The organism is Burkholderia sp. Bp9031 (assembly GCF_003857965.1).
Lineage (GTDB): Bacteria > Pseudomonadota > Gammaproteobacteria > Burkholderiales > Burkholderiaceae > Burkholderia > Burkholderia ambifaria_A.
In genome coordinates this window covers 1-21,774 of the sequence record NZ_QTPW01000050.1, presented here as the reverse complement: position 1 = coordinate 21,774, position 21,774 = coordinate 1, and the positions used below count along the sequence as shown (strand labels likewise).

Sequence of the window (21,774 nt, the reverse complement as noted above, 5' to 3'; positions counted from 1 at the left end):
CTCCTGCGTATTCCTATACGTTCTTCTTGATGAACTGCACCGCCAGCCTCTCGAACTGATCGGTATCGACGGCCGGCAGTTCGCCCGCCGCGTCGGCAGTCAAGTTCGACAGCGCACCGGAAGCCTTTTGAATCTGCCCGTCGAATCCTGGAGCCGCGTTGCCGTCCGAGGAGCGAATCAGCTTCGGCACGCGATCAAGTGCGTCCTGGCCGAACGACGGCATATCCACACTCATGCTGGCGGGACCATCCCAAGCATGACCGGCCGATTTCACCGTGAAAGTGCCGGGGCATCCCAGCTGGATATCGCCACCGTGCAGCTTGAGATATGCGCCGCCAGACGTAACGAGCACGACTTCATCACTCGCGGTGCCGACCAGCTTTCCCCCCGCCGCAGTCAATTGAATGTCTTTCGCCGACTCGACCTGCGTGTCGTCGTTCTGCGACTGGATCGAGACCTTCCCCTGGTTCGCGATCGCCGACACGCCGTCGCCGTGCGCAAACATCGCGACGCCGCGGCCGGCATGCAGGTTGATGCGCTCGCCGCTGGTGACTTGCACGTGTTGCTGCGCGATCTGATCGATGTTCTCGCCCGCATACATGACGTGCGTTTTGGGCGTGACGTTGAGCGATCCGGACTGCGCGCCGAACGCCATCAACGCAGGCGCATCGTCGGCCGTGCCGGCTTGTGCACGGCCGGGCGTCCAGTTGCGGAATGCACTGGCGACGTTGTCCTGACCGCCGGTGTCGACAGACCGCCCGCCATGCTGCCCGGCATAGTCGCCAAGCGATTTGAAGAGTTCGGTACACTGATCGAGCAGGCGAATCAGCTCATCGCGATCGAGCTGAGCCCCGGTGGCCCGTGTGCGCGCATAGGTCGACAGCAAGATGCCGCGGGCGGCGCGCAACGCCGCGGCGGCATCGGTGCGCAGCTCCGCGCCTTCGCCGCGACCCTCCCCACGTCCGTTTTCCCGCGGCTGGGTGAGATACCCGAGATTCAATTCGGTATGCGCATGTTCGCTCGTCAACTGCGCCGAGATTTGCGACGGCGTATCGTCCAGACGAAGCTGGTTATAACGCCTGCCGTTGATTTCCTTGGTCTTGATGCCGGAGAGGAACCGGTTGCCGGGAAGCGTGCCTTTATGGCTGAAGGTCGCGGGCGGATTCGCGCCGTTGCTCAAGACGCCGATGATGACCAACCGGTCCGGATCGCCCGACAGACATCCCAGCAGCACTTCCATACCGACGCGGGGCAGGAAGAGCGTGCCGAAGTTGCCGCCCGCGAGGCTGGCCCCGACGCGAATCGGCGCACTATCGCCAGCCCGCCCGTTCGTTCCGGCGCCTTGCGCGTGCGCATGGTCCTCGGGATCGAGGCCGTGGATTCGCACGCGTACGCGGCCGGCCTCGTCGCAAAACACTTCCTCTCCCTGCGTGCCGACGATCGTACCGGTCAGCAGGTGAGCCGGTGGCACATCGACGGTCGGATCGTAGGCAGGCTTGAGCGGCACGCCGCGCCGCACGCACGTGAATCGGTTCTCATAGCGCGTGTCCGTTTGTTCGGAGACGTCGGCAGGCATCGACGGAGCGATGTCGCCCAGGTTCCGGCTCGCCGCGAACAACCCGTTCACGCGACCCGCCAGATGCTTGGGCAGGTTGTTCCAGATATCGTGTCGAACCGACGTGACGACAAACTGGCGTCGATCGACCGGCTTCATATCCAGCTCGGGGTCGCCCGTCAGCGTGAACCAGTGACCGACCGGCAAATCGCGCACGCTGCCGATGCCGTCGTAACGTTCGGCTTCGAACTGGTGAGCCAGTATCCGGTCGCGCGTGATGCGATCGTGATCGTTCCACGAATCGGCGACGTGCGGGATGTCGATCGCGACGTCGGTCAGCAGGCGCGCAAGATCGTTTCCCGACGCGCCCTGGTCGATACCGGTGACGGCCGTGGAATCGTCCATGCGGGCCGTCTTGTAATCCCAGGACGGACGGCGGACCTTGCCGGACGACAGGCTCTGGCGGTGCGCAAAGAGCGTGACCGTGTCGCGCTGCGCGGCCCCGGCGTCGCGAGGGTGAAGACGCAGGGCGCCGGCCGGTGCCTCCGTCAGGCGATGCGGGTCATCGCAAAATACGAGCGTATGAATCGGTTGCTCGTCGGCCGCGCCGCGCGTTGCTGCGACCGGCTCGGCCTTCGCGAAAACCGTGATGCCTTCCCGACGCAGCAGACGCCGGATGAAGCGTGCGTCCGACTCGTTGACCTGCCGCGTGAGTTCGCGCACCGGATAGCGATCGGCCTGCAATGCCGACAGGTCGAAATCGAATGCGCGTGCGAGTGCGGGGCTGCGCTGCTTCCACTCGTTCATCAGCGTCGCGAGAATCTCCGTTACGCTGCGCGATCGGAACACGCGGGCGTTCTTGCGGCGATCCATCAACGACAGGGCGTCGCACACGTGCAATTGATAGAGGGTCAGCTCGCCGTCGGATTGGCCGGTCCGCACTTCGCACACGATCGCATTGATCGCTCGCACGCTGCCCCGATCGGTCGTCAGCCGGACCGACACGGGCAGCCCGAGAAACAACGCGGGCGACAGATGATCGTGGGTGGACACACAGGTCAGCTGCCCGTCGATTCCGGACATCAGCCCTTCGTGGATATCGGCGTGATGGAGCGCCAGCAGATGGCCGACTGCGCGTTGCGCTCGCCCGAAATGGAGATCGACTGGCCGCGTGTTCCCTTCAATCAGACCAGACGCAAAATTACGGAACGTTTTTGCTATCGACATCACCCTAATCTCATTGATTCTGTTCTAAGTTCTGATTTGTCTGAAATTGAATCCCGGTGTGGTTGAGAGCGGGAATCCGCTAAATTTCGCGGCGAAGGTTAGCAAATTTATCTGGCTGGATAAATGTATTTTTATTTTGAGATTGTGTTATTTTCCTTTAAGAAACAGTATTTTGCTTTTGTTGTGATTTGTTTGTTTCGCGAAAAATCTTATGTTTGGATGTGGGGGATATCGCACGAACGATTATTCGATGATTTGCCGGGCGGTAGTGGTGGGTTTTGTCCGGTTGAAAGAAGAGGGGATTTTTAAAAACCCGATTTATCCTGCATGGAAACGGACGACTGCGTGTTGCAGTATCGGAAAAAATGCGAACGGAATCGCACGCGTGTCTGCTCCGGGCACATCAAGGTGTCCCTGATTTTTCCTGTCGAAGGGAAGGAAGGGAAGGGCTCGGCCCCGTTGCACCGTCGTGTGGTGCAGGGTGGCCGCGTGCATGAAGCGCCAGAACGGGGCCGTGCGCGAGAACGCATGATGTCTATGAGGGATTCCCCCGTGGCGCGCGAATGAGCGTCGCGTCGATCCCTTGGCCATTCGCCCGGCGCCTTCCCACCGACGCTTCGCGCCTGCCGCCGCCGATTATTTGCGTTTCGCGAATGGCGCGTTCGCCGGTTGTTCCATACCCGATCTGCATCCGTGCACCTATCGTTCGGGCGTCGGCTGATTGAATTCGACGCCTGCAACCGGAAAGGCGGCCGCCACTTCCTCGCGACTCGCGTCGCATCGCACACCAAGATAACGGACCTGGCTTCATGCACGGACGCTCCGGCGCGTGCAGACGGACCAATCCACGGAGACAGACATGAAAGCAAACGAGTGGGATACCACCTACGAGTGGAAGGCGGTGACGCTGCTGGCGCTCGGTTTCGGGCTGGTCGGCCTCGACCGCTGGCTCATCGCGCCGCTGTTCCCTTCGATCATGAAGGACCTGCACCTGACCGCGCAGGACGTCGGCAACTGCATCGGCGTGCTCGGCCTGTCGTGGGGCATCTTCGCGGCACTGATGGGCGGTATCTCCGACAAGGTCGGCCGCCGCAAGGTCCTGATCCCCGCCATCGTCGCGTTCTCGCTGCTGTCCGGCTTCTCGGGGCTCGCGGGCGGGCTGCTCGGCCTGATCGCGATCCGCGGGCTGATGGGCGTCGCCGAAGGCTCGTTCTGCCCGACCAGCTTCGCGGCGACCGCCGATGCGTCGCATCCGCGGCGGCGCGGCCTGAACCTCGGGCTGCAGCAAAGCGGCTTCGCGCTGTTCGGGCTGGCGCTGTCGCCGATCATCGCGACCCAACTGCTCAACGTCGTGTCGTGGCGCTGGGTGTTCGCGCTCGTGGCCATTCCCGGGCTGATCCTCGGCGCGATCATGTTCTTCGTGATCCGCGAGCCGAAGCGCGCGACGGAGGTCGTGTCGGAACACGCGCCGGCTTCGCTCGGCCATGTGCTCAAGAGCCGCAACATCCTCGTCGCGATGGCTGCGCTCTGTTGCGCGATGACCGGCGTGTTCGTGCTCGGCGCGCTGCTGCCGCTGTACCTGACGGATTACCTGTCGCTCGGCACGCAGAAGATGGGCCTCGTCGTGTCGGCGATCGGCTTCGGCGGCTTTCTCGGGCAGTTCGGGCTGCCGGGCCTGTCCGACCTGGTGGGGCGCCGCCTCGCGAGCATCGTGGGCTTCGCCGGCACGGCGGTGATGCTCTACATTTTCCGCGGTCTCGGCCCGCAGCCGGTCGTGCTGTTCGTCGTCCTGTTCGTCGCGTCGTTCTTCACGCTCGGGCTGGTGTCGCTGCTGTCGGGCCCGGTGGCGACCGAAGCCGCGCCCGTCGGCCTCGTTTCGACGTCGATCGGCGTGGTGGTCGGTTGCGGCGAGATCTTCGGCGGCGGCATCGCGCCGGCAATGGGCGGCTACGTCGCCGCGCACTTCGGGATCCAGAACATTCTGTGGCTGCCGATGGGTGCGGTGCTGCTCGGCATCGTGGTCAGCATGCTGCTGCGCGAAACCGCGCCGGCCGTGCTGCAGCGTCGCGTGGGCGTGCAGCCGGAGTTGACGGTGGGCAAGCAGCCGTAACGAGCCGCACGGCCATGCCCGCGCCCGGCGGCTGCGAGATTGACACCTGGCTGGTGACAGTGTGACGCTTGGCGTTTGACCCAACCGGCCGGCAGGTGCGGTTAGACTGGCAGTTTCGCTTTCGGGAAAGGCGCGGTATGGACCGGTTTCTGAGCATCGAGGCATTCGTCAGGGTCGCGGAGGCGAGCAGTTTCGCGGAAGCAGCGCGACAGCTTGGGGTCACCAGTTCGGTCGTGACGAACCGCATCCAGCAACTGGAGAAGTTCGTCAACGCGCCGCTGTTCCATCGCAGCACGCGCCACGTGCGGCTGTCCGAAGTGGGCGAGACCTTCTACCGCGAGTGCGCCGAGGTGGTGGGGCGCGTCAACGAGCTGACCGACCAGATGCGCGAGCTGCGCGCGACACCGACCGGGCGGCTGCGCATCCAGATGCTGCCCGGTTTCGCGCTCGATCACTTCGGCGTGCCGCTCGCCGAATTCAATCGGCGCTACCCGGGCATCCAGTTCGACATCATCGTCAATGACCGTGTCGTGGACCCTGTCGAAGAAGGGTTCGACATCGCGTTCCAGATCTTCCCGCCGATTTCCGAGTCGCTGATCGAGCGGCGACTGTTCGTGGTCCGACGCCTCTTCTGCGCGTCGCCCGCCTACCTCGAAGCGCATGGTGCGCCACAGCATCCGCGCGAATTGCTGCAGCACACCACGGCGCTGTATTCGGGTTATCCATCGCGCAACCGCTGGACGATGACGCGCGGCGACGAGGTCGTCGAAATGGAGTTGCCCGGCATGATCCGCTCGAACTCCGTGCATCTGCTGCGCGAGTACGCACTGACGGGCGGCGGCGTCGTGTGCCTGCCCACGCTGGTCGCGAGCGATGCGCTCGTCGCGGGCCGGCTGGTGCCCATCCTCACCGACTTCCAGATCGCGCCGCTGAGCTTCGCCGCCGTCTATCCCGCAACGCAGCGACAGGCGTTGAAGGTGAAGGCGCTGGTCGAATTCCTCGCCGAATACATCGGCGACGAGTCGCCGTGGGACCGTCCGCTGCTGGAGCGCGGCTGGGTCCGCTGAACCGGTCGATTATTCGCGAAACGCAAATGCCGTAGTCGCGGTCCGTTGCCTTGTTCAGGGGCGCCCTTGCCCCTAGAGTTGAATCCAACAAGCAGTTCAACTCAGGAGACAGCAATGACCGACACGGCCTTCCACACCGTCTTTGGCTCGCTCGACAGCTACACCAAGGGCGAGATCGAAATCACCAGCGGCAGCGCGCAGCACTACGCCTTCTCGAATGTGTTCGAGGTGGCATCGAAGTCGGCCCCTTATGAAAAGGTCGTCGCCGGCAAGAACCTCGAATACGTGATCGAAGTACTGCGAACCGACGGCCTGTCGCCGTGGTTTGCGTGCGCGCACGACGAGTTCGCGATCCAGATGGATGGCGAAGTCCGCATCGAATTCATCAAGCTCGACAACCCGCCGACCACCGGCCGCGGCACCGTGAGCGCCGGCACGCAGCCGGCGGGCCGCGAGATGGGCTACGTCGTCCTGCGCAAGGGGCACCAGGCATTGCTGCCGGCCGGCTGCGCGTATCGCTTCGCCGCCGGCAAGCCGGGCGTCGCGCTCGTGCAGACCGTGCTCGGCGAGCTGTCCGTCGAGAAGTGGGCCGACATCTGTCTGCACTGACCCATCCGACCGCCCCGATTCGACTATTCCAGGAGACACGATATGGCCACCCTCGAGACCCTCGACCTTTCCGCAGGCTTTGCCGCCGATCTGGTGCAAGCCACGCAAGCCGATGCCGTCACCGGCTACCGCCGCTTCCAGCTCGGCGCGTTCGCGTTCCAGCGCGACGAATACTTCGTGAAGATCAGCTGGCCGGCGAAAGGCCAGACGCGCACGCATGCGATGCCCGCGGACGCGTTCCTGCGCGCGATGATGCGCGACGTTGCGTGGGGCTTCTTCTACGGCTGGGTGAACTTCGATCACGTGTTCGGCACGCGCAATCACTACGGCAAGGTCGACGTCTATGCGGGCACGTTCAACGGAATCCTGAAGGAAGCCGGCGTCGACTACACCGAGACGTTCGAAACGCCGACGATCATGGCGACCTTCAAGGCGATGCTGCACGACTGGACCAACGAAGGCTTCGATCCGTTCGCGGCGCCCGAGGAAACCGGCACCGCATTCGGTCGCAAGCATGGCGAGAACGGCGCGGCGATCGAGCGCACGCGCATCGCGACGCGCCGCATGCCGGGCCTCGAAGGCGACTCGCCGCTGCGCGACGAGCTGCCGGTGAACCGCGCGTTCCTCGACGTCGGCCAGGACGAGCCGGAAGTGCATGTGAAGCCGGGTTTCGAAGGCGAGCTGCATGCGTTCAACCTGTTCAAGTACCTGTCGCGCTCGGACGTGACGTGGAATCCGTCGGTCACGTCCGTGTGCGGGCGCAGCCTGTTCTGCCCGACCACCGAGGAATTCATCCTGCCGGTGTTCCACGGCAACGACCGCGTCGAATGGTTCCTGCAACTGTCCGACGAAATCGTGTGGGACATCGGCGACAAGAACACCGGTGCGCCGCGTGCGCGCATCACGATGCGGGCCGGCGACATCTGCGCGATGCCCGCCGACATCCGGCACCAGGGCTACTCGACGAAGCGTTCGATGCTGCTCGTCTGGGAAAACGCGACGCCGGACCTTCCGCAACGCTACGAGAGCGGCGAGCTTGCGCCGTATCCGATCGAGTTCTAAGCAGCGCATGCGCACACAAGCACATCATCGAGGACGATTCATGCAAACCCAACTCTTCATCGACGGGCGCTTCGTTGACGCCGTCGACCGCGGCACGATCGACGTGCTCAATCCGCACGACGGCTCGCTGATCACGAAGATCGCCGCCGCCACCGCGGCGGACGTGGATCTGGCGGTCGAAGCCGCTACCCGTGCGTTCCCGAAGTGGTCGGCCATGCCGGCAGCCGAACGCGGCCGGCTGCTGCTGCGTCTGGCTGATGCGATCGAAGCCAACGCGGAGGAGCTCGCGCAACTCGAATCGCTGGATACCGGCCACCCGATCCGCGATTCGCGCGCGCTCGACGTGCCGCGCACGGCCGGCTGCTTCCGCTACTTCGGCGGGATGGCCGACAAGCTGCAGGGCTCGGTGATTCCCGTCGAAACGGGCTTCCTGAACTACGTGCAGCGCGCGCCGATCGGCGTCGTCGGGCAGATCGTGCCGTGGAATTTCCCGCTGATGTTCACGAGCTGGAAGATGGGCCCCGCGCTGGCCGCGGGCAACACGGTCGTGCTCAAGCCGTCGGAAATCACGCCGCTGTCGACGCTGCGTATCGTCGAACTGATGGCCGAGGTCGGGTTCCCGGCCGGTGTCGTCAATATCGTTCCCGGCTACGGGCATACGGCCGGCCAGCGGCTCGCCGAACATCCCGGTGTCGGCAAGATCGCGTTCACCGGTTCGACCGCGACGGGCCGCCGCATCGTCGAGGCATCGCAGGGCAACCTGAAGCGCGTGCAACTGGAACTGGGCGGCAAGGGCGCGAACATCGTGTTCGACGACGCGAACCTCGATGCCGCGATCAACGGCGCCGCCTGGGCGATTTTCCACAACCAGGGGCAGGCGTGCATCGCGGGTTCGCGTCTCGTGCTGCACGAACGCATCGCCGACGAATTCCTCGAGCGCTTCGTGTCGCTGGCCTCGTCGATCCGCGTCGGCAATCCGCTGGACCCGAACACCGAGATGGGGCCGCTCACGTCGAAGCAGCACCTCGACCGCGTGCTGTCGTTCGTCGACGTCGCGCGCGACCAGGGCGGCCGTGTGCTGGCCGGCGGCAGCGCGCCGCAGGATGCGGCGCTTGCCAACGGCTACTACGTGCGCCCGACCGTGATCGAAGCCAGGAGCGCGACGGATCGCGTCGCCCAGGAGGAAGTGTTCGGCCCGTTCGTCACCGTGCTGCGCTTCGGCAGCGACGAGCAAGCACGGTCGATCGCCAACGCGACCGAATACGGGCTCGGCAGCGGCCTCTGGACCAACGATCTGTCCCGTGCACACAAGATGGCGTCGCAGATCGACGCGGGCATGTGCTGGATCAACTGCTACAAGCGCGTGAATCCGGGCAGCCCGTTCGGCGGCATCGGGAAGTCGGGCTATGGCCGCGAGATGGGCTTCGAGGCGATGCACGACTACACGGAAGCGCGCTCGGTATGGGTCAACGTCGACGGCAAGGTGCCGCCGCACTTCAAGCGCTGAGGCCGAGATGGAGCGCTTCGTCTATCAGGGAACGCCGTCGCGCGTCGTGTTCGAATGGGGCGCGCTCGAGCGGCTGCCGAACGAGCTGTCCGTGCTCGGTGCGCAGCGGGCGCTGATTCTGTCGACGCCCGAGCAGCAGCCGCTCGCCGAACGGGTCAGGGACGTGCTCGGCGAGCGTGCGGCCGGCGTATGCGCGCAGGCCGTGATGCACGTGCCGGTCGAAGTTGCGCGCGCCGCGCGCGAGATGGCGGCCGAGCTGGGTGCGGACTGCTGCATCGCGATCGGCGGCGGCTCGACGATCGGGCTCGGCAAGGCGATCGCGCTCGAATCGTCGCTGCCGATCCTCGCCGTGCCGACGACCTACGCGGGCTCGGAGATGACGCCGATCTTCGGGCTCACGGAAGGCCGGCTGAAGCGTACCGGGCGCGATATGCGCGTGCTGCCGCGGACGGTGCTCTACGACCCGTCGCTGACGTTGTCGCTGCCGCCGGGGATTTCCGCGGCTTCCGGTGTCAATGCGATGGCGCATGCGGTCGAAGCGCTCTATGCGGAAGATGCGAACCCGGTGATCAGCTTGATGGCGGAGGAGTCGATCCGTGCGCTCGGCGAGGCGCTGCCCGCGATCGTGCGCGCGCCGGACGACCGCGAGATGCGCAGCCGCGCGTTGTACGGCGCATGGCTTGCCGGCACGTGTCTCGGCGCGGTCGGCATGGCGTTGCACCACAAGCTCTGTCATACGCTCGGCGGCACGTTCAACCTGCCGCACGCGCAGACGCACGCCGCGATGTTGCCGCATACCGCGCACTACAACCACGCCGCGGCCCCCGACGCGCTGCGCCGTGTCGCGCGGGCGCTGGGCGGCACCGACGCAGCCGACGCCGGCCCGTTGTTGTTCGAATTGAATCGGCGGCTCGGCCTGTCGGCGGCGCTTGCCGACATCGGGATGCCGGAAGCGGGCCTCGACGAAGCCGCCGACCTCGCATGCCGCAATCCCTACGCGAATCCGCGGCCGATCGAACGCGCACCGATTCGCGAATTGCTTCAGCATGCGTGGGAAGGGCACGAGCCGCAGTGAGCGGCCGGCCGCATCCAAGGAGACGAACGTGACGAATGATCATCATGACGGCGACACCCGGCTGACCGAGCAGGTCGTCGCCAGCTTCGACGGTACGCCGAATCCGCGCTTGCGCGTGCTGATGCAGAGCCTCGTGCGGCATCTGCATGCGTTTGTCCGCGAAACGGAGTTGACCGAGGCCGAGTGGATGGCCGCGATCCGCTTCCTGACCGAAACCGGGCAGATGTGCGACGACGTCGTGCGCCAGGAGTTCATCCTGTTGTCGGACACGCTGGGCGTGTCGATGCTGGTCGATGCGATCAACCATCGCTTCGCCACAGGCGCGACGGAAACGACCGTGTTCGGGCCGTTCTACATCGAGGGCATGCCCGACCGCGCGTATGGCGAGAACATGGCGTTCACGCCCGGCACGCCGGTCGTCGTGCATGGCCGCGTGCTCGCCACCGACGACACGCCGGTGCGGGGCGCCGTGCTCGACGTGTGGCAGACCGCGGACAACGGCATGTATTCCGGTCAGGACAAGGAACAGCCGCACGGCAATCTGCGCGGCCGCTACCGGACCGATGCCGAAGGCCGGTATGCGATCACGACGATTCTGCCGGTCAGCTATCCGATTCCGACCGACGGCCCGGTCGGGAAGATGCTCGATGCCACCGGACGCCATCCGTGGCGGCCCGCGCACCTGCACTTCATGATCGACGCGCCGGGCTACCGCAAGCTCGTCACGCATCTGTTCGACGAGGAGGACGGGTACCTGAAGTCGGATGCCGTCTTCGGCGTGAAGCCGTCGTTGATGGTCGCGTATCAGCCGCGTGCGGCCGATGATGAACTTGCGCGCCGGTTCGGCTTGAGCGGCGGGTACCGCGAAGCGACGTATGACTTCGTGCTCGACCGGAGCTGATCGACATGGCGCGATTCTTTGCGGTGTTTGCGACGGACCAGCCCGGGATGCGCGAGGTGCGCGACCGCATGCGATCCACGCATCGGACCTACCTGCGTTCCGCCGCGCAGCACGGCGTGTATGTGCGGCTCGGCGGGCCGACGCTCGATCCGCAGGGCGATGCGATGAACGGCACGCTGCTCGTCGTCGAGGCGGACGACATCGATGCGGTGATGCAGTTCGTCGGCAACGATCCGTATGTGAAGGAAGGGCTGTTCTCGCGGGTCGAGGTTCGTCCGTGGGACTGGAGCCTTGGAAACCCCGAGCGGAGAGTGTGAGTCATGGGGGCCGCGCAACTCTGTCGCCTCTCCGATGTGCCCGACGGCGGGGCACGGGTCGTCGATGAAGCGTGTATCGGGCGTCCCGTCGTCGTCGTTCGACGCGGGGAGCAGGTGTGGGCGTACGTGAACCGGTGCCCGCATTTCTCGGTTCCGCTCGATTTCGTGCCGGGCAACGTTTCCTGCTATCGGTCTCAGGTGCTGATGTGTGCGCATCACAGCGCGCTGTTCCGGTTCGACGATGGCGTGTGTATCGACGGTCCGTGTTCGGGCGCCGGACTGGAAGCCGTGGCCGTCGAGGTCGATTCGGCGGCGTGGGTGATCTGTCGGGGCGCGTGAGCCGGAAAGCGGGATTGCCCAAAGGCATTCGAGTAATCGGGCAATCGCTTCGGGTTGGACGAAATCGGGAATATTCTGGATTTCATCCATTCCATTCAATCAGTAACGCTAAATGAAATTTTTCCGACCCGGATGAAGGCGAAGCCGGGCTGGGGAAGTCGTTGTTTCACAAAGCAGCGGTCGAGTACCCGCGAGACAGTGGGCGGCCGGTTCGCATTGACAGAAAAAAGACGGAGACACAATGAAACTGAGGTTTGGAGCAATCGCGATGCTTGCCATCGCACAGGGCGCATACGCGCAGAGCAGCGTGACCCTGTTCGGTCTGATCGACAGCGGCATCTCGTATGTCAGCAACGAAGGCGGAGGAAAGAACGTCAAGTTCGACGACGGCATCTTCACGCCGAACCTGTTCGGTTTGCGCGGCACGGAGGATCTCGGCGGCGGATATCGCGCGACGTTCGCGCTCGTGAACCAGTTCTCGATGGCGAACGGCAGCATCGTCGGCACCGGGATTTTCGGCCGCAATGCATACGTGGGTATCGAGAGCGACCGCTTCGGCAACATCACGCTCGGGAACCAGTACGACTTCATGGTCGATTCCCTGTTTGCGAAGGGGAATGCGATTTCGATGGATATTACCGGGCTGTACGGGTTCAGGAACGGCCCGTTCCAGCGTCTTGCGCTGCCGAATAATCCGACCGGCGCATTCGACTGGGATCGAACGGCGGGCAGCAAGCCCGTGGCGAATTCGGTCAAATACACTTCGCCGACGATTGCGGGCTTCTCCGGGGGCGTGATGTATGCGTTCGGCGGCGTGGCCGGTTCGGTCGGCGCGGACAATACCGTGAGCGCCGGATTGAACTACGACGCCGGGGCGTTCGGTATCGGCGCGGCCTATACGAACGAGAAGTATGGCCCGGCGCCCGGTACACCGTCGACCAGTGTGCGCAACTGGGGCGTCGGGATGCACTATGACTTCGGTGCGGTGACGGCAAAGGCGTTGCTGACCACCGTGCGCAATTCGTTCAACGACGCCAGCGTGTGGATGGCCGAAGCCGGCGGCGTGTGGCGCATCAGGCCGGACGTCTTTCTCGGCGCGAAGTACATGTACATGAAGGGCAACGAAGCCGTGAACGACAACCATGCGCATCAGGTCAGCGTCGCACTTCAATACCTGTTGACGAAGCGGACGATGGTTTATGTGTCCGCGGATTATCAACGCGCGAACAGCGGCGCGAACGCGCAGATCAACGGTGTGCTCGACCCGAACGGGGCGTCGAGTTCAGCGAGCCAGGCGATCGCGCGGATCGGGTTGCATACGATGTTTTGAAGGCGGACGGCTGGCGGGTTTGCCGGCGTCCGGGCGGAACGTGCATCAAGGTCCGCCCGGCACCGGACTATCTCGCCGCTGCGGCTGCCTCCTTGGCTTTGTCCTGTTCCGCCGCCAGCGCCGCATCTGCGGCCTGTGCGCGCTGGATGGCCGGTCGGGCGAGGATGCGATCGATGTAGGCGCGAATGCGCGGCGTCTCGGGCACCAGCTTGAACATCGTGGTCCAGTTCAGCGCCGAGCCCCACAGCACATCGACCGCCGTAAAGCGCTCGCCCAGCAGGTACGGGCCCTTGGCCAGTTGCGCTTCGATCGCGTTGATGACGGTATCGAAGTCGCCGTAGGGCGACGTCGAGTAGGCCGCGGGCGGGCGATTCATCGACCGGTCGACGATGGCAGGCTCGAAGCACGAACCGTAGAACGCCATCCAGCGCAGATACGGTCCGCGCAGCGAATCACCCGGCGCCGGCGACAGGCCGGCTTCCGGATACAGTTCGGCCGCGTACAGGTAGACGGCAGCCTGCTCGGTGACGATCGCATCGTCGTGGCGCAGTGCGGGAACCTTGCCCATCGGATTGATGGCCAGGTAATCGGGGTCGTGGTGTTTGCCGGTGGAGAGATCGAACGCATGCAGTTCATAGTCGGCGCCCAGTTCCTCGAGCAGCATGCGGGCGCCGGCCGAGCGGCTGCGCGGGGAGTGGAACAGGGTCAGGTGACGGTCTTGCGGCATCGCGGGCTCCGGTGTGGGTTCGGGACAAGGATTCCAATGTAGGTCGGTTGCGTGCCGCCGTCTTGGAAAAATCCGCTGCGGCAGTGCATCATCACGCAATCCCCCGAACGGTTCGTCACCATGGCCGACTTGCGTAACGTGACCGACACGCCCAAGGGTGTCGTCGGCCCGAAAGCATTCAACCAGCGCTTCCGCCTGAATCGCTACTACCCGCGTGCCGAACTGGCCGGGGTGCTGGATCACCACTGGATCGTCGAATGGGATCTGCGCGACCAGCCGCCGTACGTGCAGCGCACACTGCCGTATCCGTGCGTGAATCTGGTGTTCGATCGGCGGCAGACGGGGATCTTCGGTGTGGTGTCGGGGGCGTTCGAGACGACGCTGGCCGGAGCGGGGAGGGTGATCGGTTTGCGCTTTCGGCCGGGGGCGTTTCGCGCGTTCTTCGGCAAGCCCGTGCATTTGCTGACCGACAAGGTGCTGCCGGTGTCCACGCTGCTCGACTGTGGCGACGCGGAAGCCGAAAATGCCGTGCTCGGCGCCGAGGATGATGCCGGGATGGTGGCGGCCGCCGAGGCGCTGCTGTTGCGCGTGCTGCCGCCGCCCGATCCGCAAGTCGAGCGCATTCACGCCATTTTGCAGATGCTGCAGCAGGACCTCGCGCTCACGCAGGTGCGGGATCTGGCCGAGCGTGCGGGGTTGAGCGAGCGCACGCTTCAGCAGCTCTTCTCCAGCCATGTGGGTGTGACGCCGAAGTGGGTGATCTGTCGATACCGATTGCATGAGGCCGCCGACAAGCTCGCCGGCGGCGAGCCGGTCGATCTCGCGGAGCTGGCTCATGCGCTCGGGTATTTCGATCAGGCGCATTTCACGCGCGATTTCCGCACGCTGGTGGGGAAGGCGCCGGCGGAATACAGGCGGGAGGATCGGCAGGAATGAGGTTGCGGTTGCGGTTTCGCGACGGGCAACGGAATGTCATTGCCCCCGCCCGTCGCGCCGCTGCTCGCTTGTCGTGGATTGTTGTAGTCTGGGCAATACGATAGTGTGGCGCGCCGGCCTGCCGCCGAGCTGACAATGAACCTATGATGTGTCGCGCAAGCGATCGGTGAACTCGAACGGTTGGCACGTTGCCGATCATTGGATCCTGCCGATCTCATGGCCGACCGATCCGCCAGAAAATCAGGAGTTTGCCGTGTTTCACCGGAAATCCATGTTGGGCCGTTTGAATGTCGCGTGCGTCGTCGCCGTGGCGATCATGCTGGCCCCAGTCGCGACGCGCGCAGCGGCCGACAAAGTCAACGAAACGGCGAGCGTCGCGCCTGCCGTTTCGGCCAACAGGTCGCTCACGCGGCCGATTGTCGGCGACGATCCGGTTGCGATTCGGGAAGCACTGGAGAAGCTGCACGTCAAAAGCGCGTCCCCGTCCCTGAGCGATCGCGTCCGCCGCCTGATCCCCGGCGTGGCCGACAAGCATGGCCAGAACGCCGACCTGGCCGCGGTCAACCTGGATCGTGAGGTCACTTTCCTGGTGCCGCTGTCGTACGGGCTGCGATATCAGTCGCAGAAGCATCTGTTGAAGGTGAACGTCGACCTGGTCGACGCCGACGGCGAAGGCCGGACAGGCATCCTGCTCAGAAAGGTCATCACCGGGCCGCGAGGGCGAGGGCTCGTGATCGCAGCCGAGGCGAAGGCAAAAGGCTATATCCAGCAGATCGACATCATCGAACTCGATCCCGGAAAAGGCAGGAAGTCCACCGTGCGCGGCCGCGTGAGGCTGTCACCCGCTGCGTACGCGCAAACGCATGGCGAGTTCGCGTTCGCGCTTTCCGGGCGTCTGGTGCGGCCATACCTGACCGAACACATCGAGCACGCCGAACCGAGCAACGACGAGCCGACCGACATCACGACGAGGACTTCGAGGTTGTACCTGGATGTCGAATCCATTTCGCTCGTGAGTCCGGCGAGTGGTGCGGTGCTGTTGAAGAAGCTGAGTTTTTCGAAGTAGGGGGCTGCTTGGGCGGGGCTTTGGCCGGTCAAGAGGCTCCGCAAGCGAACATGTCGAGCGTGCGGGGTTGAGGGAGCGCATGCTGCAGCAACCCTTTTCCAGCTATGTGGGCGTGACGCCGAAGGGTTGATCTGTCGACATAGCCTGCATGAGACCCCCGATAAGCGCGCCGGCGGCGAGCCGGTCGATCTCGCGGAACTGGCTCATGCGCTCGGGTATTGCGATCCGGTGCATCTCACGCGCGATAACTGCAAGCTGGCCGAGGAAGGCGCCTGTGGGGTATCGGCGGCAGGATGGTCACGGGTGACGTCGCGGCACAGGGTGGCACTGCGGCGTCAGGCCGGATTGTGTTCATGCGGGAACAGGGAGATGTCAGCTTGAACATGGGTCGGCTGTAGTTGTGAACGCATACATCATGTTCCCCGCGTTTCGGTGCGTCCTTCGTGAGTCGCCCGCTCTTCACGTAACTGATAACTTGCGATCCAGTTATACAACTGTTCGACTTCCGGTCGGATCGGACGCAGACTATTTCGCATAAGAAAATACCCGCGGCCTGGGCGCACGCTGAGCGTAGACAGAGGCGCCAGCCTTCCGCTGCGAATCTCGCTGTCGAGCAGGTATCGCGTGCCAAGCGTAACGCCGCGCCCGCGAATGGCGGCATCCACTAGAACGATGTAATTGTTCCCGTACTCGGTTGCCTTTACGCGCTTGGGCTCGACCCCGAGCGAAGCAAACCATGCAGACCAGTTGATCCAGTTCGGTTCGAGTCGTTCGTATTCGAGAAGAACCTGGGATAGCAGTGCCTCGGGCCCGTCACCGCTCAGTGGATGACGATCGACGTAAGCGGGGCTCGCCACGGGAAATATTTCCTCTTCGAACAGCATTTGCCCCGTCCAGTCGATTCGATGGCCAGCGTCATACACGACGGCGAGGTCAACGCTGTCGTGAAAGAGATCGGCGGTGTGATCCGACGTAATCGTCCGGATGCTTGCCGCGAAGGTCGGGTTGCAATCCCGGAAATCTTTCATGACCTCGCTCAGCCAGAAGTGCGAAATCGCCGTGTTGCTGGCCAGCGTCACGACTGAGCCGATTCGCTTGTCACTCAACTCGTCCACCGCATCAGCGAGGTAATTGAAGGCCGCGCTGACCTTGTCGTGAAGCTGCGCTCCGCGAGGAGACAGGTAAACCCGGCGCCCCACCCGCTCGAAAAGCGAAACCCCCAATCCCTCTTCCAACTGCCGGATCTGCTTGCTGACCGCCGCCTGCGAGACGTGCAGTTCCTCTGCGGCGCGTGTGAAGTTCAGCGTTCGTGCCGCGGCCTCGAAAAACATCAGGCTGCTCAGCGGTGGAAGGCGATGACGCAGACTCTTCATAACTATGGGTTATCAACGTGGATGAGATTTCATCTATGTACAGCGAAATTTTCGACTCGTAAAGTCCTTCACAACTGACATGGCAACAAAAAATGCCTGCCGGCGCGAATGTATTTCCATAACCCACAGTGATCTGTTCCTCAGAGGAAAGCCTCCATGACAACGCTGGACTGGCATCGCGAACGCACGGACCTCTCGGATGTCCACGCGCTTGATCAATCGTCGACGGGCGTCGACATCGACCTCCGGGCAGTGCGCGCGTACCGCCTCGGACGCGTGCGGGCCGAGATGCGAAAGCGCGACATTGCCGCGTTGATCGTCAGCGATCCGGTCAACATCCGGTACGCGACTGGCGCTCGCAATATGCAGATCTTCTGCGCACGCAATACGCCGTCGCGGTATCTCGTCGTGACGGAGTGCCGAACGATTCTGTTTGAATTCACGGGTTGCGAGCACCTGGCCGCCGGACTGGAAACCATCGATGAAGTGCGGCCGTCGTTGACGGCGAGCTTCGTCGCGGCCGGCCCCGCGATCGCGCAGCGCGAACACGCATGGGCAGCCGAGATGGCCGCAACGCTGATCGAACTGGTCGGGCCCAATCCCACCATCGGCATCGAGCGCATGAACGCCGGGACGGCTATCGAGCTCGCCGCCCGCGGCATGCGTCTGGTCGATGCGCAGGAACCGATCGAGATGGCGCGCGCGATCAAGTCGACCGAAGAGCTCAAATGCGTGGTGGCGTCGCTGCGCGCGACCGAGACGGCCGTCGGCAAGTTGCGCGATGCAATCCGGCCGGGCATGACGGAAAACGAATTGTGGTCGGTTCTGCATCAGTCGGTGATCGCGCAGGACGGCGACTACGTGGAAACGCGCCTTCTGAGCGCAGGCCGTCGCACGAACCCGTGGTTCCAGGAAACGTCGAGTCACATCATTGGCGCGAACCAGCTGATCGCATTGGACACCGATGTCGTCGGGTGTCACGGCTACTACTCCGACTTCTCGCGCACCTTCCATGCCGGACCGGACGCACCGACCGAGAACCAACGCACGCTTTACAAGCTGGCTCACGAGCAGGTGCACCACAACATCGAGGTCATTCGGCCGGGCATGACGCTCAAGGAGTACAGCGACAAGGCCTGGAACATTCCCGCCCGGTATCACGCGAACCGCTATTACCTGTCGGCGCATGGCTGCGGCATGACCGGCGAATACCCGTATCTCTACCACCATGCCGACTTCGGTGCTTCGGGCTACGACGGTGAAATTCAGCCGGGGATGACGTTGTGTGTCGAAAGCTACATCGGCGAAGAAGGGGGGCAGGAAGGCGTGAAGCTGGAGCAGCAGCTTCTCGTCACGGAGACGGGCACGCAACTGCTTTCCCTGTTCCCGTTCGAGGACGCGCTGCTGAAGTAGTCGTGTCGCACTGCGCCGCTTCGACACGGGATGCCGTGAACTACAAGAAGTGAATTTCGATGACTTGTGAGGAGAAAACGTCAATGAAAAAGAAGCTGTTGGTGCTGGCGATATGTGCACCGATTGGATCGGCGGTCTACGCCCAGTCGACCGTGACGCTTTACGGCATCGTCGATGAAGGTTTCAACTACACGACGAATGTCGCAGGAAGCAAGTCGTACGAGTTGCAGAGCGGTTATGCGCAAGGCAGCCGGTGGGGATTGAAGGGATCGGAGGATCTCGGCGGCGGACTCAAGGCCGTGTTTACGCTCGAGAACGGGTTCGATGTGAACAATGGTCGGCTGGGCCAGGGCGGTCTCATGTTCGGTCGGCAAGCCTATGTTGGACTGTCGAGTCCGACGTATGGTGCCGTCACGTTAGGCCGGCAATATGACGCGCTCGTCGACTTTCTTGCACAGACGACAGCCAACGGTAACTGGGCGGGTTATCTCTTCTCGCATCCGTACGACAACGACAACACCGACAATTCGTTTCGCGTCAACAACACAGTCAAGTACACCAGTCCTGCGTTCGGCGGTTTTCAGTTTGGCGGCACCTACAGCTTTTCGAACAACACGAGCTTTGCGAATAACCGGCAGTACAGCGTGGGCGCGCAATATGCGAACGGCGGACTGCTTGTCGCCGCAGCGTACTTGCAGGCCAACAACCCATCGGCGAATGCCGGCGGGGCTATCAGCACAGGCGACCAGAACTTCATCGGTTCGCGCGTGAGAGTTTTCGGCGCCGGTGTGAACTACACGTTCTCTGCCGCGACCGTTGGCTTTGCCTATACCAACAGCGACGTAGCGAATCCGGTCAGTTCGGTGTACGTGGGAGCGATTACGCCGGCTGGCGCCTCTGCCTCGAATCTTCGTTTTCAAAACTTCGAGGTGAACGCAAAGTACCAGTTCACGCCGGCCTTGTATGCCGGTGCGATGTACACCTACACGCGCGCCACGCTGAGTCAGGCGACCGGCAAGCGTCACCCGAACTACCAGTCGGTCGGGCTCATGGCCGACTACAGCCTGTCGAAACGCACCGACTTTTATCTGCAAGGTGCCTATCAACATGCCGGCGGCGACGCGACCGGATCCGTGCTCGATGTCGCGTATGTGCCGGGCGCGAGCAATGTGTCATCGAACGGCAATCAACTCGTCGTGCGGGCTGCCATCCGACATAGGTTCTGATGCGGCGACCTTGCATGACCGGCCTGCATCGACGTGTTCGATGCGGCCGTCGTCTCAACCCTGAAATGGAACTGCAGAAAATGACCAGGATTCTTCGATTTCTCAAGTTTCTCGTGCCCATGGTCCTGCTGATCGCGGGCGCGTCGGCCCGTGCGGATGACAAGTCGATCACCATCGGCGTGAACAACTGGGCGGAAAACATCGCTGTCGCCAACATGTGGAAGCTGCTCCTTGCGGAGAAGGGGTATCAGGTTCGATTGCAGAACGCCGACAAGGCACTTTTGTACAACAGTGTCGCGCAAGGGAAAATCGACCTGACGTTTGAGGTCTGGCTCCCTGCGGGAGACAAACCCGCATTCGACAGGGTCAAAGACCACGTGGTGAAGATCGGCCCGTGGTTCAAGGAAGCCAATCTGGGCCTCGTCGTGCCGGACTACGTTCCGGTCGATCGCATCGATCAACTGAACCAGAACAAGAACCTCTTCGCGACGGGAGGTGGACCGAAGATCGTCGGGATCGACTCGGGCAGCAGTCTCATGCAGTTGACCGAGAAAGCAAAGACGACCTATGGGCTCGACTTCGGTATTCAATCCTCGTCCGAGTCCGCGATGGTCCTCTCGCTCGAGCGTGCGATTCAGCGCAAGGAACCGATCGTCGTGACGTTGTGGAAACCGCACTGGATCTGGTCGAAGTACAAACTCAAGTACCTGAAGGACCCGAAAGGTACTTTCGGCGCAAGCGATTCCATCTACGGCATCGAGACGCAGGTATTCGCCAAGCAGCACCCCGATGTCGAGAAATGGCTGCAGCAATGGAAGATGGACGACAACTCGCTCGGCAGCCTGATGTCCGAAATCATCAAGGAGGGCGCCTCGACGCCCGAGAAGGGAGCGAAAGTCTGGATCGACGCCAATCGTCAGCTCGTACAGCAGTGGATGCACTGATATCGCGAGGATGGCAACGCGGTAGCCGCTGGAGCAGCCATCGCATTCAGGAACGTGTCGACCCGGTCGAACTTCGCAATTGGGTTCGTCGGGTCGAAGCGACCTGCAAGACATGACAAGACATTGGAGACAGGAGATGCATCCTTTCGATCTGAAGCAACTGGGCCTCGACGTCGAATATCCGTATCACGAGCAGTACGAGAATTACATCGGAGGGCGATGGGTGCCACCGATAAATGGCGAGTATTTCGACAACGTATCGCCGATCAACGGCAACGCATTTTGTCGCGTACCGCGTTCCAGCGGCGCGGATGTGGAATTCGCGATTGACGCCGCACACGAGGCGCGCCGCAAATGGGCGAAGACGTCGGTCACCGAGCGCGCGAACCTGCTGCTCGCCGCCGCCGACCGGATGGAAAAGAACCTGAAGCTGCTCGCGGTGGCCGAGACGATCGACAACGGCAAGCCGCTGCGCGAGACGATGGCGGCCGACCTGCCGCTCGCGATCGACCACTTCCGCTATTTCGCGGGCTGCATCCGCGCGCAGGAAGGCGGCATTTCCGAGATCGACGGCAACACCGTCGCGTATCACTTCCACGAGCCGCTCGGCGTCGTCGGCCAGATCATCCCGTGGAACTTCCCGCTGCTGATGGCGGCGTGGAAGCTCGCGCCGGCGCTCGCGGCCGGCTGCTGCGTCGTGATGAAGCCTGCCGAGCAGACGCCTGCATCGGTGCTGGTGCTGATGGAGCTGATCGGCGACCTGTTCCCGGCCGGCACGATCAACATCGTGAACGGCTTCGGCAAGGAAGCGGGCGAATGGCTCGCGACCAGCAAGCGGATCGCGAAGATCGCGTTCACCGGTTCCACGCCGGTCGGGAAACGCATTCTGCATGCTGCTGCCGACAACCTGATTCCGTCGACGGTCGAACTGGGCGGCAAGAGCCCGAACATCTTCTTCGCGGACGTGCTCGACCAGGACGACGCGTTCCT

19 protein-coding genes are annotated in these 21,774 nt (G+C 63.3%); 16 read left to right on the top strand and 3 right to left on the bottom strand.

From position 1 onward, the window contains the following. Nucleotides 1–13: 13 nt before the first annotated feature. Nucleotides 14–2,782: a type VI secretion system Vgr family protein gene (locus DIE15_RS34740; RefSeq protein WP_124835678.1), complete on the bottom strand. Its 2,769-nt coding sequence runs from the start codon at nucleotides 2,780–2,782 to the stop codon at nucleotides 14–16. A gap of 859 nt (nucleotides 2,783–3,641) precedes the next feature. Here DIE15_RS34740 and DIE15_RS34735 point away from each other — a divergent pair. From DIE15_RS34735 to DIE15_RS34690, 10 genes are all read left to right on the top strand, one after another. Next, nucleotides 3,642–4,892, top strand: coding sequence for an MFS transporter (locus DIE15_RS34735; RefSeq protein ID WP_124835677.1), 1,251 nt, complete (start codon nucleotides 3,642–3,644; stop codon nucleotides 4,890–4,892). 137 nt (nucleotides 4,893–5,029) lie between these two features. Then, nucleotides 5,030–5,959: a LysR family transcriptional regulator gene (locus DIE15_RS34730; protein WP_057926400.1), complete on the top strand. Its 930-nt coding sequence runs from the start codon at nucleotides 5,030–5,032 to the stop codon at nucleotides 5,957–5,959. Nucleotides 5,960–6,073: 114 nt separating this feature from the next. Further along, nucleotides 6,074–6,568 carry a hydroxyquinol 1,2-dioxygenase gene (locus DIE15_RS34725; protein ID WP_124835676.1) on the top strand — a complete coding sequence of 165 codons (495 nt, stop codon included), beginning with the start codon at nucleotides 6,074–6,076 and terminating at the stop codon, nucleotides 6,566–6,568. Between the two features lie 42 nt (nucleotides 6,569–6,610). Further along, a complete protein-coding gene (locus DIE15_RS34720) occupies nucleotides 6,611–7,630 on the top strand; it encodes a hypothetical protein (RefSeq protein ID WP_057926402.1) in 1,020 nt (339 codons plus the stop codon). 40 nt (nucleotides 7,631–7,670) lie between these two features. Further along, nucleotides 7,671–9,137, top strand: a complete 1,467-nt coding sequence (locus DIE15_RS34715) for an aldehyde dehydrogenase family protein (RefSeq protein WP_057926403.1) — start codon at nucleotides 7,671–7,673, stop codon at nucleotides 9,135–9,137. Between the two features lie 7 nt (nucleotides 9,138–9,144). Further along, nucleotides 9,145–10,212 carry a maleylacetate reductase gene (locus DIE15_RS34710; protein WP_057926404.1) on the top strand — a complete coding sequence of 356 codons (1,068 nt, stop codon included), beginning with the start codon at nucleotides 9,145–9,147 and terminating at the stop codon, nucleotides 10,210–10,212. A gap of 28 nt (nucleotides 10,213–10,240) precedes the next feature. Continuing rightward, a complete protein-coding gene (locus tag DIE15_RS34705) occupies nucleotides 10,241–11,113 on the top strand; it encodes an intradiol ring-cleavage dioxygenase (RefSeq protein ID WP_124835675.1) in 873 nt (290 codons plus the stop codon). 5 nt (nucleotides 11,114–11,118) lie between these two features. After that, nucleotides 11,119–11,430 carry a YciI family protein gene (locus DIE15_RS34700; protein ID WP_057926405.1) on the top strand — a complete coding sequence of 104 codons (312 nt, stop codon included), beginning with the start codon at nucleotides 11,119–11,121 and terminating at the stop codon, nucleotides 11,428–11,430. A 3-nt stretch (nucleotides 11,431–11,433) separates the two neighbouring features. Beyond that, a complete protein-coding gene (locus tag DIE15_RS34695) occupies nucleotides 11,434–11,769 on the top strand; it encodes a Rieske 2Fe-2S domain-containing protein (protein ID WP_124835674.1) in 336 nt (111 codons plus the stop codon). A gap of 241 nt (nucleotides 11,770–12,010) precedes the next feature. Then, complete coding sequence (locus DIE15_RS34690; RefSeq protein WP_124835673.1) at nucleotides 12,011–13,099, top strand: porin; 1,089 nt, start codon at nucleotides 12,011–12,013, stop codon at nucleotides 13,097–13,099. Between the two features lie 67 nt (nucleotides 13,100–13,166). Here DIE15_RS34690 and DIE15_RS34685 read toward each other — a convergent pair whose 3' ends face one another. Further along, nucleotides 13,167–13,826, bottom strand: coding sequence for a glutathione S-transferase family protein (locus tag DIE15_RS34685; RefSeq protein WP_057926408.1), 660 nt, complete (start codon nucleotides 13,824–13,826; stop codon nucleotides 13,167–13,169). Nucleotides 13,827–13,946: 120 nt separating this feature from the next. On the opposite strand from DIE15_RS34685, the gene DIE15_RS34680 reads away from it, so the two are divergent. Both DIE15_RS34680 and DIE15_RS34675 read left to right on the top strand, forming a co-directional pair. Further along, complete coding sequence (locus tag DIE15_RS34680) at nucleotides 13,947–14,762, top strand: helix-turn-helix domain-containing protein (protein ID WP_124835672.1); 816 nt, start codon at nucleotides 13,947–13,949, stop codon at nucleotides 14,760–14,762. 253 nt (nucleotides 14,763–15,015) lie between these two features. Further along, entirely contained in the window at nucleotides 15,016–15,828 is an 813-nt protein-coding gene (locus DIE15_RS34675) for a hypothetical protein (protein WP_057926460.1), read from the top strand. A gap of 413 nt (nucleotides 15,829–16,241) precedes the next feature. Here the strand turns inward: DIE15_RS34675 and DIE15_RS34665 are convergent, their stop codons facing one another. Further along, on the bottom strand, nucleotides 16,242–17,201 hold the full coding sequence (locus tag DIE15_RS34665; protein WP_124835671.1) for a LysR family transcriptional regulator: 960 nt from the start codon (nucleotides 17,199–17,201) through the stop codon (nucleotides 16,242–16,244). Nucleotides 17,202–17,357: 156 nt separating this feature from the next. On the opposite strand from DIE15_RS34665, the gene DIE15_RS34660 reads away from it, so the two are divergent. The 4 genes from DIE15_RS34660 to DIE15_RS34645 all read left to right on the top strand — a co-directional run. Beyond that, nucleotides 17,358–18,614, top strand: a complete 1,257-nt coding sequence (locus DIE15_RS34660) for a Xaa-Pro peptidase family protein (protein WP_124835670.1) — start codon at nucleotides 17,358–17,360, stop codon at nucleotides 18,612–18,614. 83 nt (nucleotides 18,615–18,697) lie between these two features. Next, nucleotides 18,698–19,840 carry a porin gene (locus tag DIE15_RS34655; protein WP_057926412.1) on the top strand — a complete coding sequence of 381 codons (1,143 nt, stop codon included), beginning with the start codon at nucleotides 18,698–18,700 and terminating at the stop codon, nucleotides 19,838–19,840. 14 nt (nucleotides 19,841–19,854) lie between these two features. Next, on the top strand, nucleotides 19,855–20,784 hold the full coding sequence (locus DIE15_RS34650) for a glycine betaine ABC transporter substrate-binding protein (RefSeq protein ID WP_242431810.1): 930 nt from the start codon (nucleotides 19,855–19,857) through the stop codon (nucleotides 20,782–20,784). A 136-nt stretch (nucleotides 20,785–20,920) separates the two neighbouring features. Next, on the top strand, nucleotides 20,921–21,774 hold an 854-nt coding region (locus DIE15_RS34645; protein WP_124835669.1), incomplete at its 3' end, for an aldehyde dehydrogenase family protein.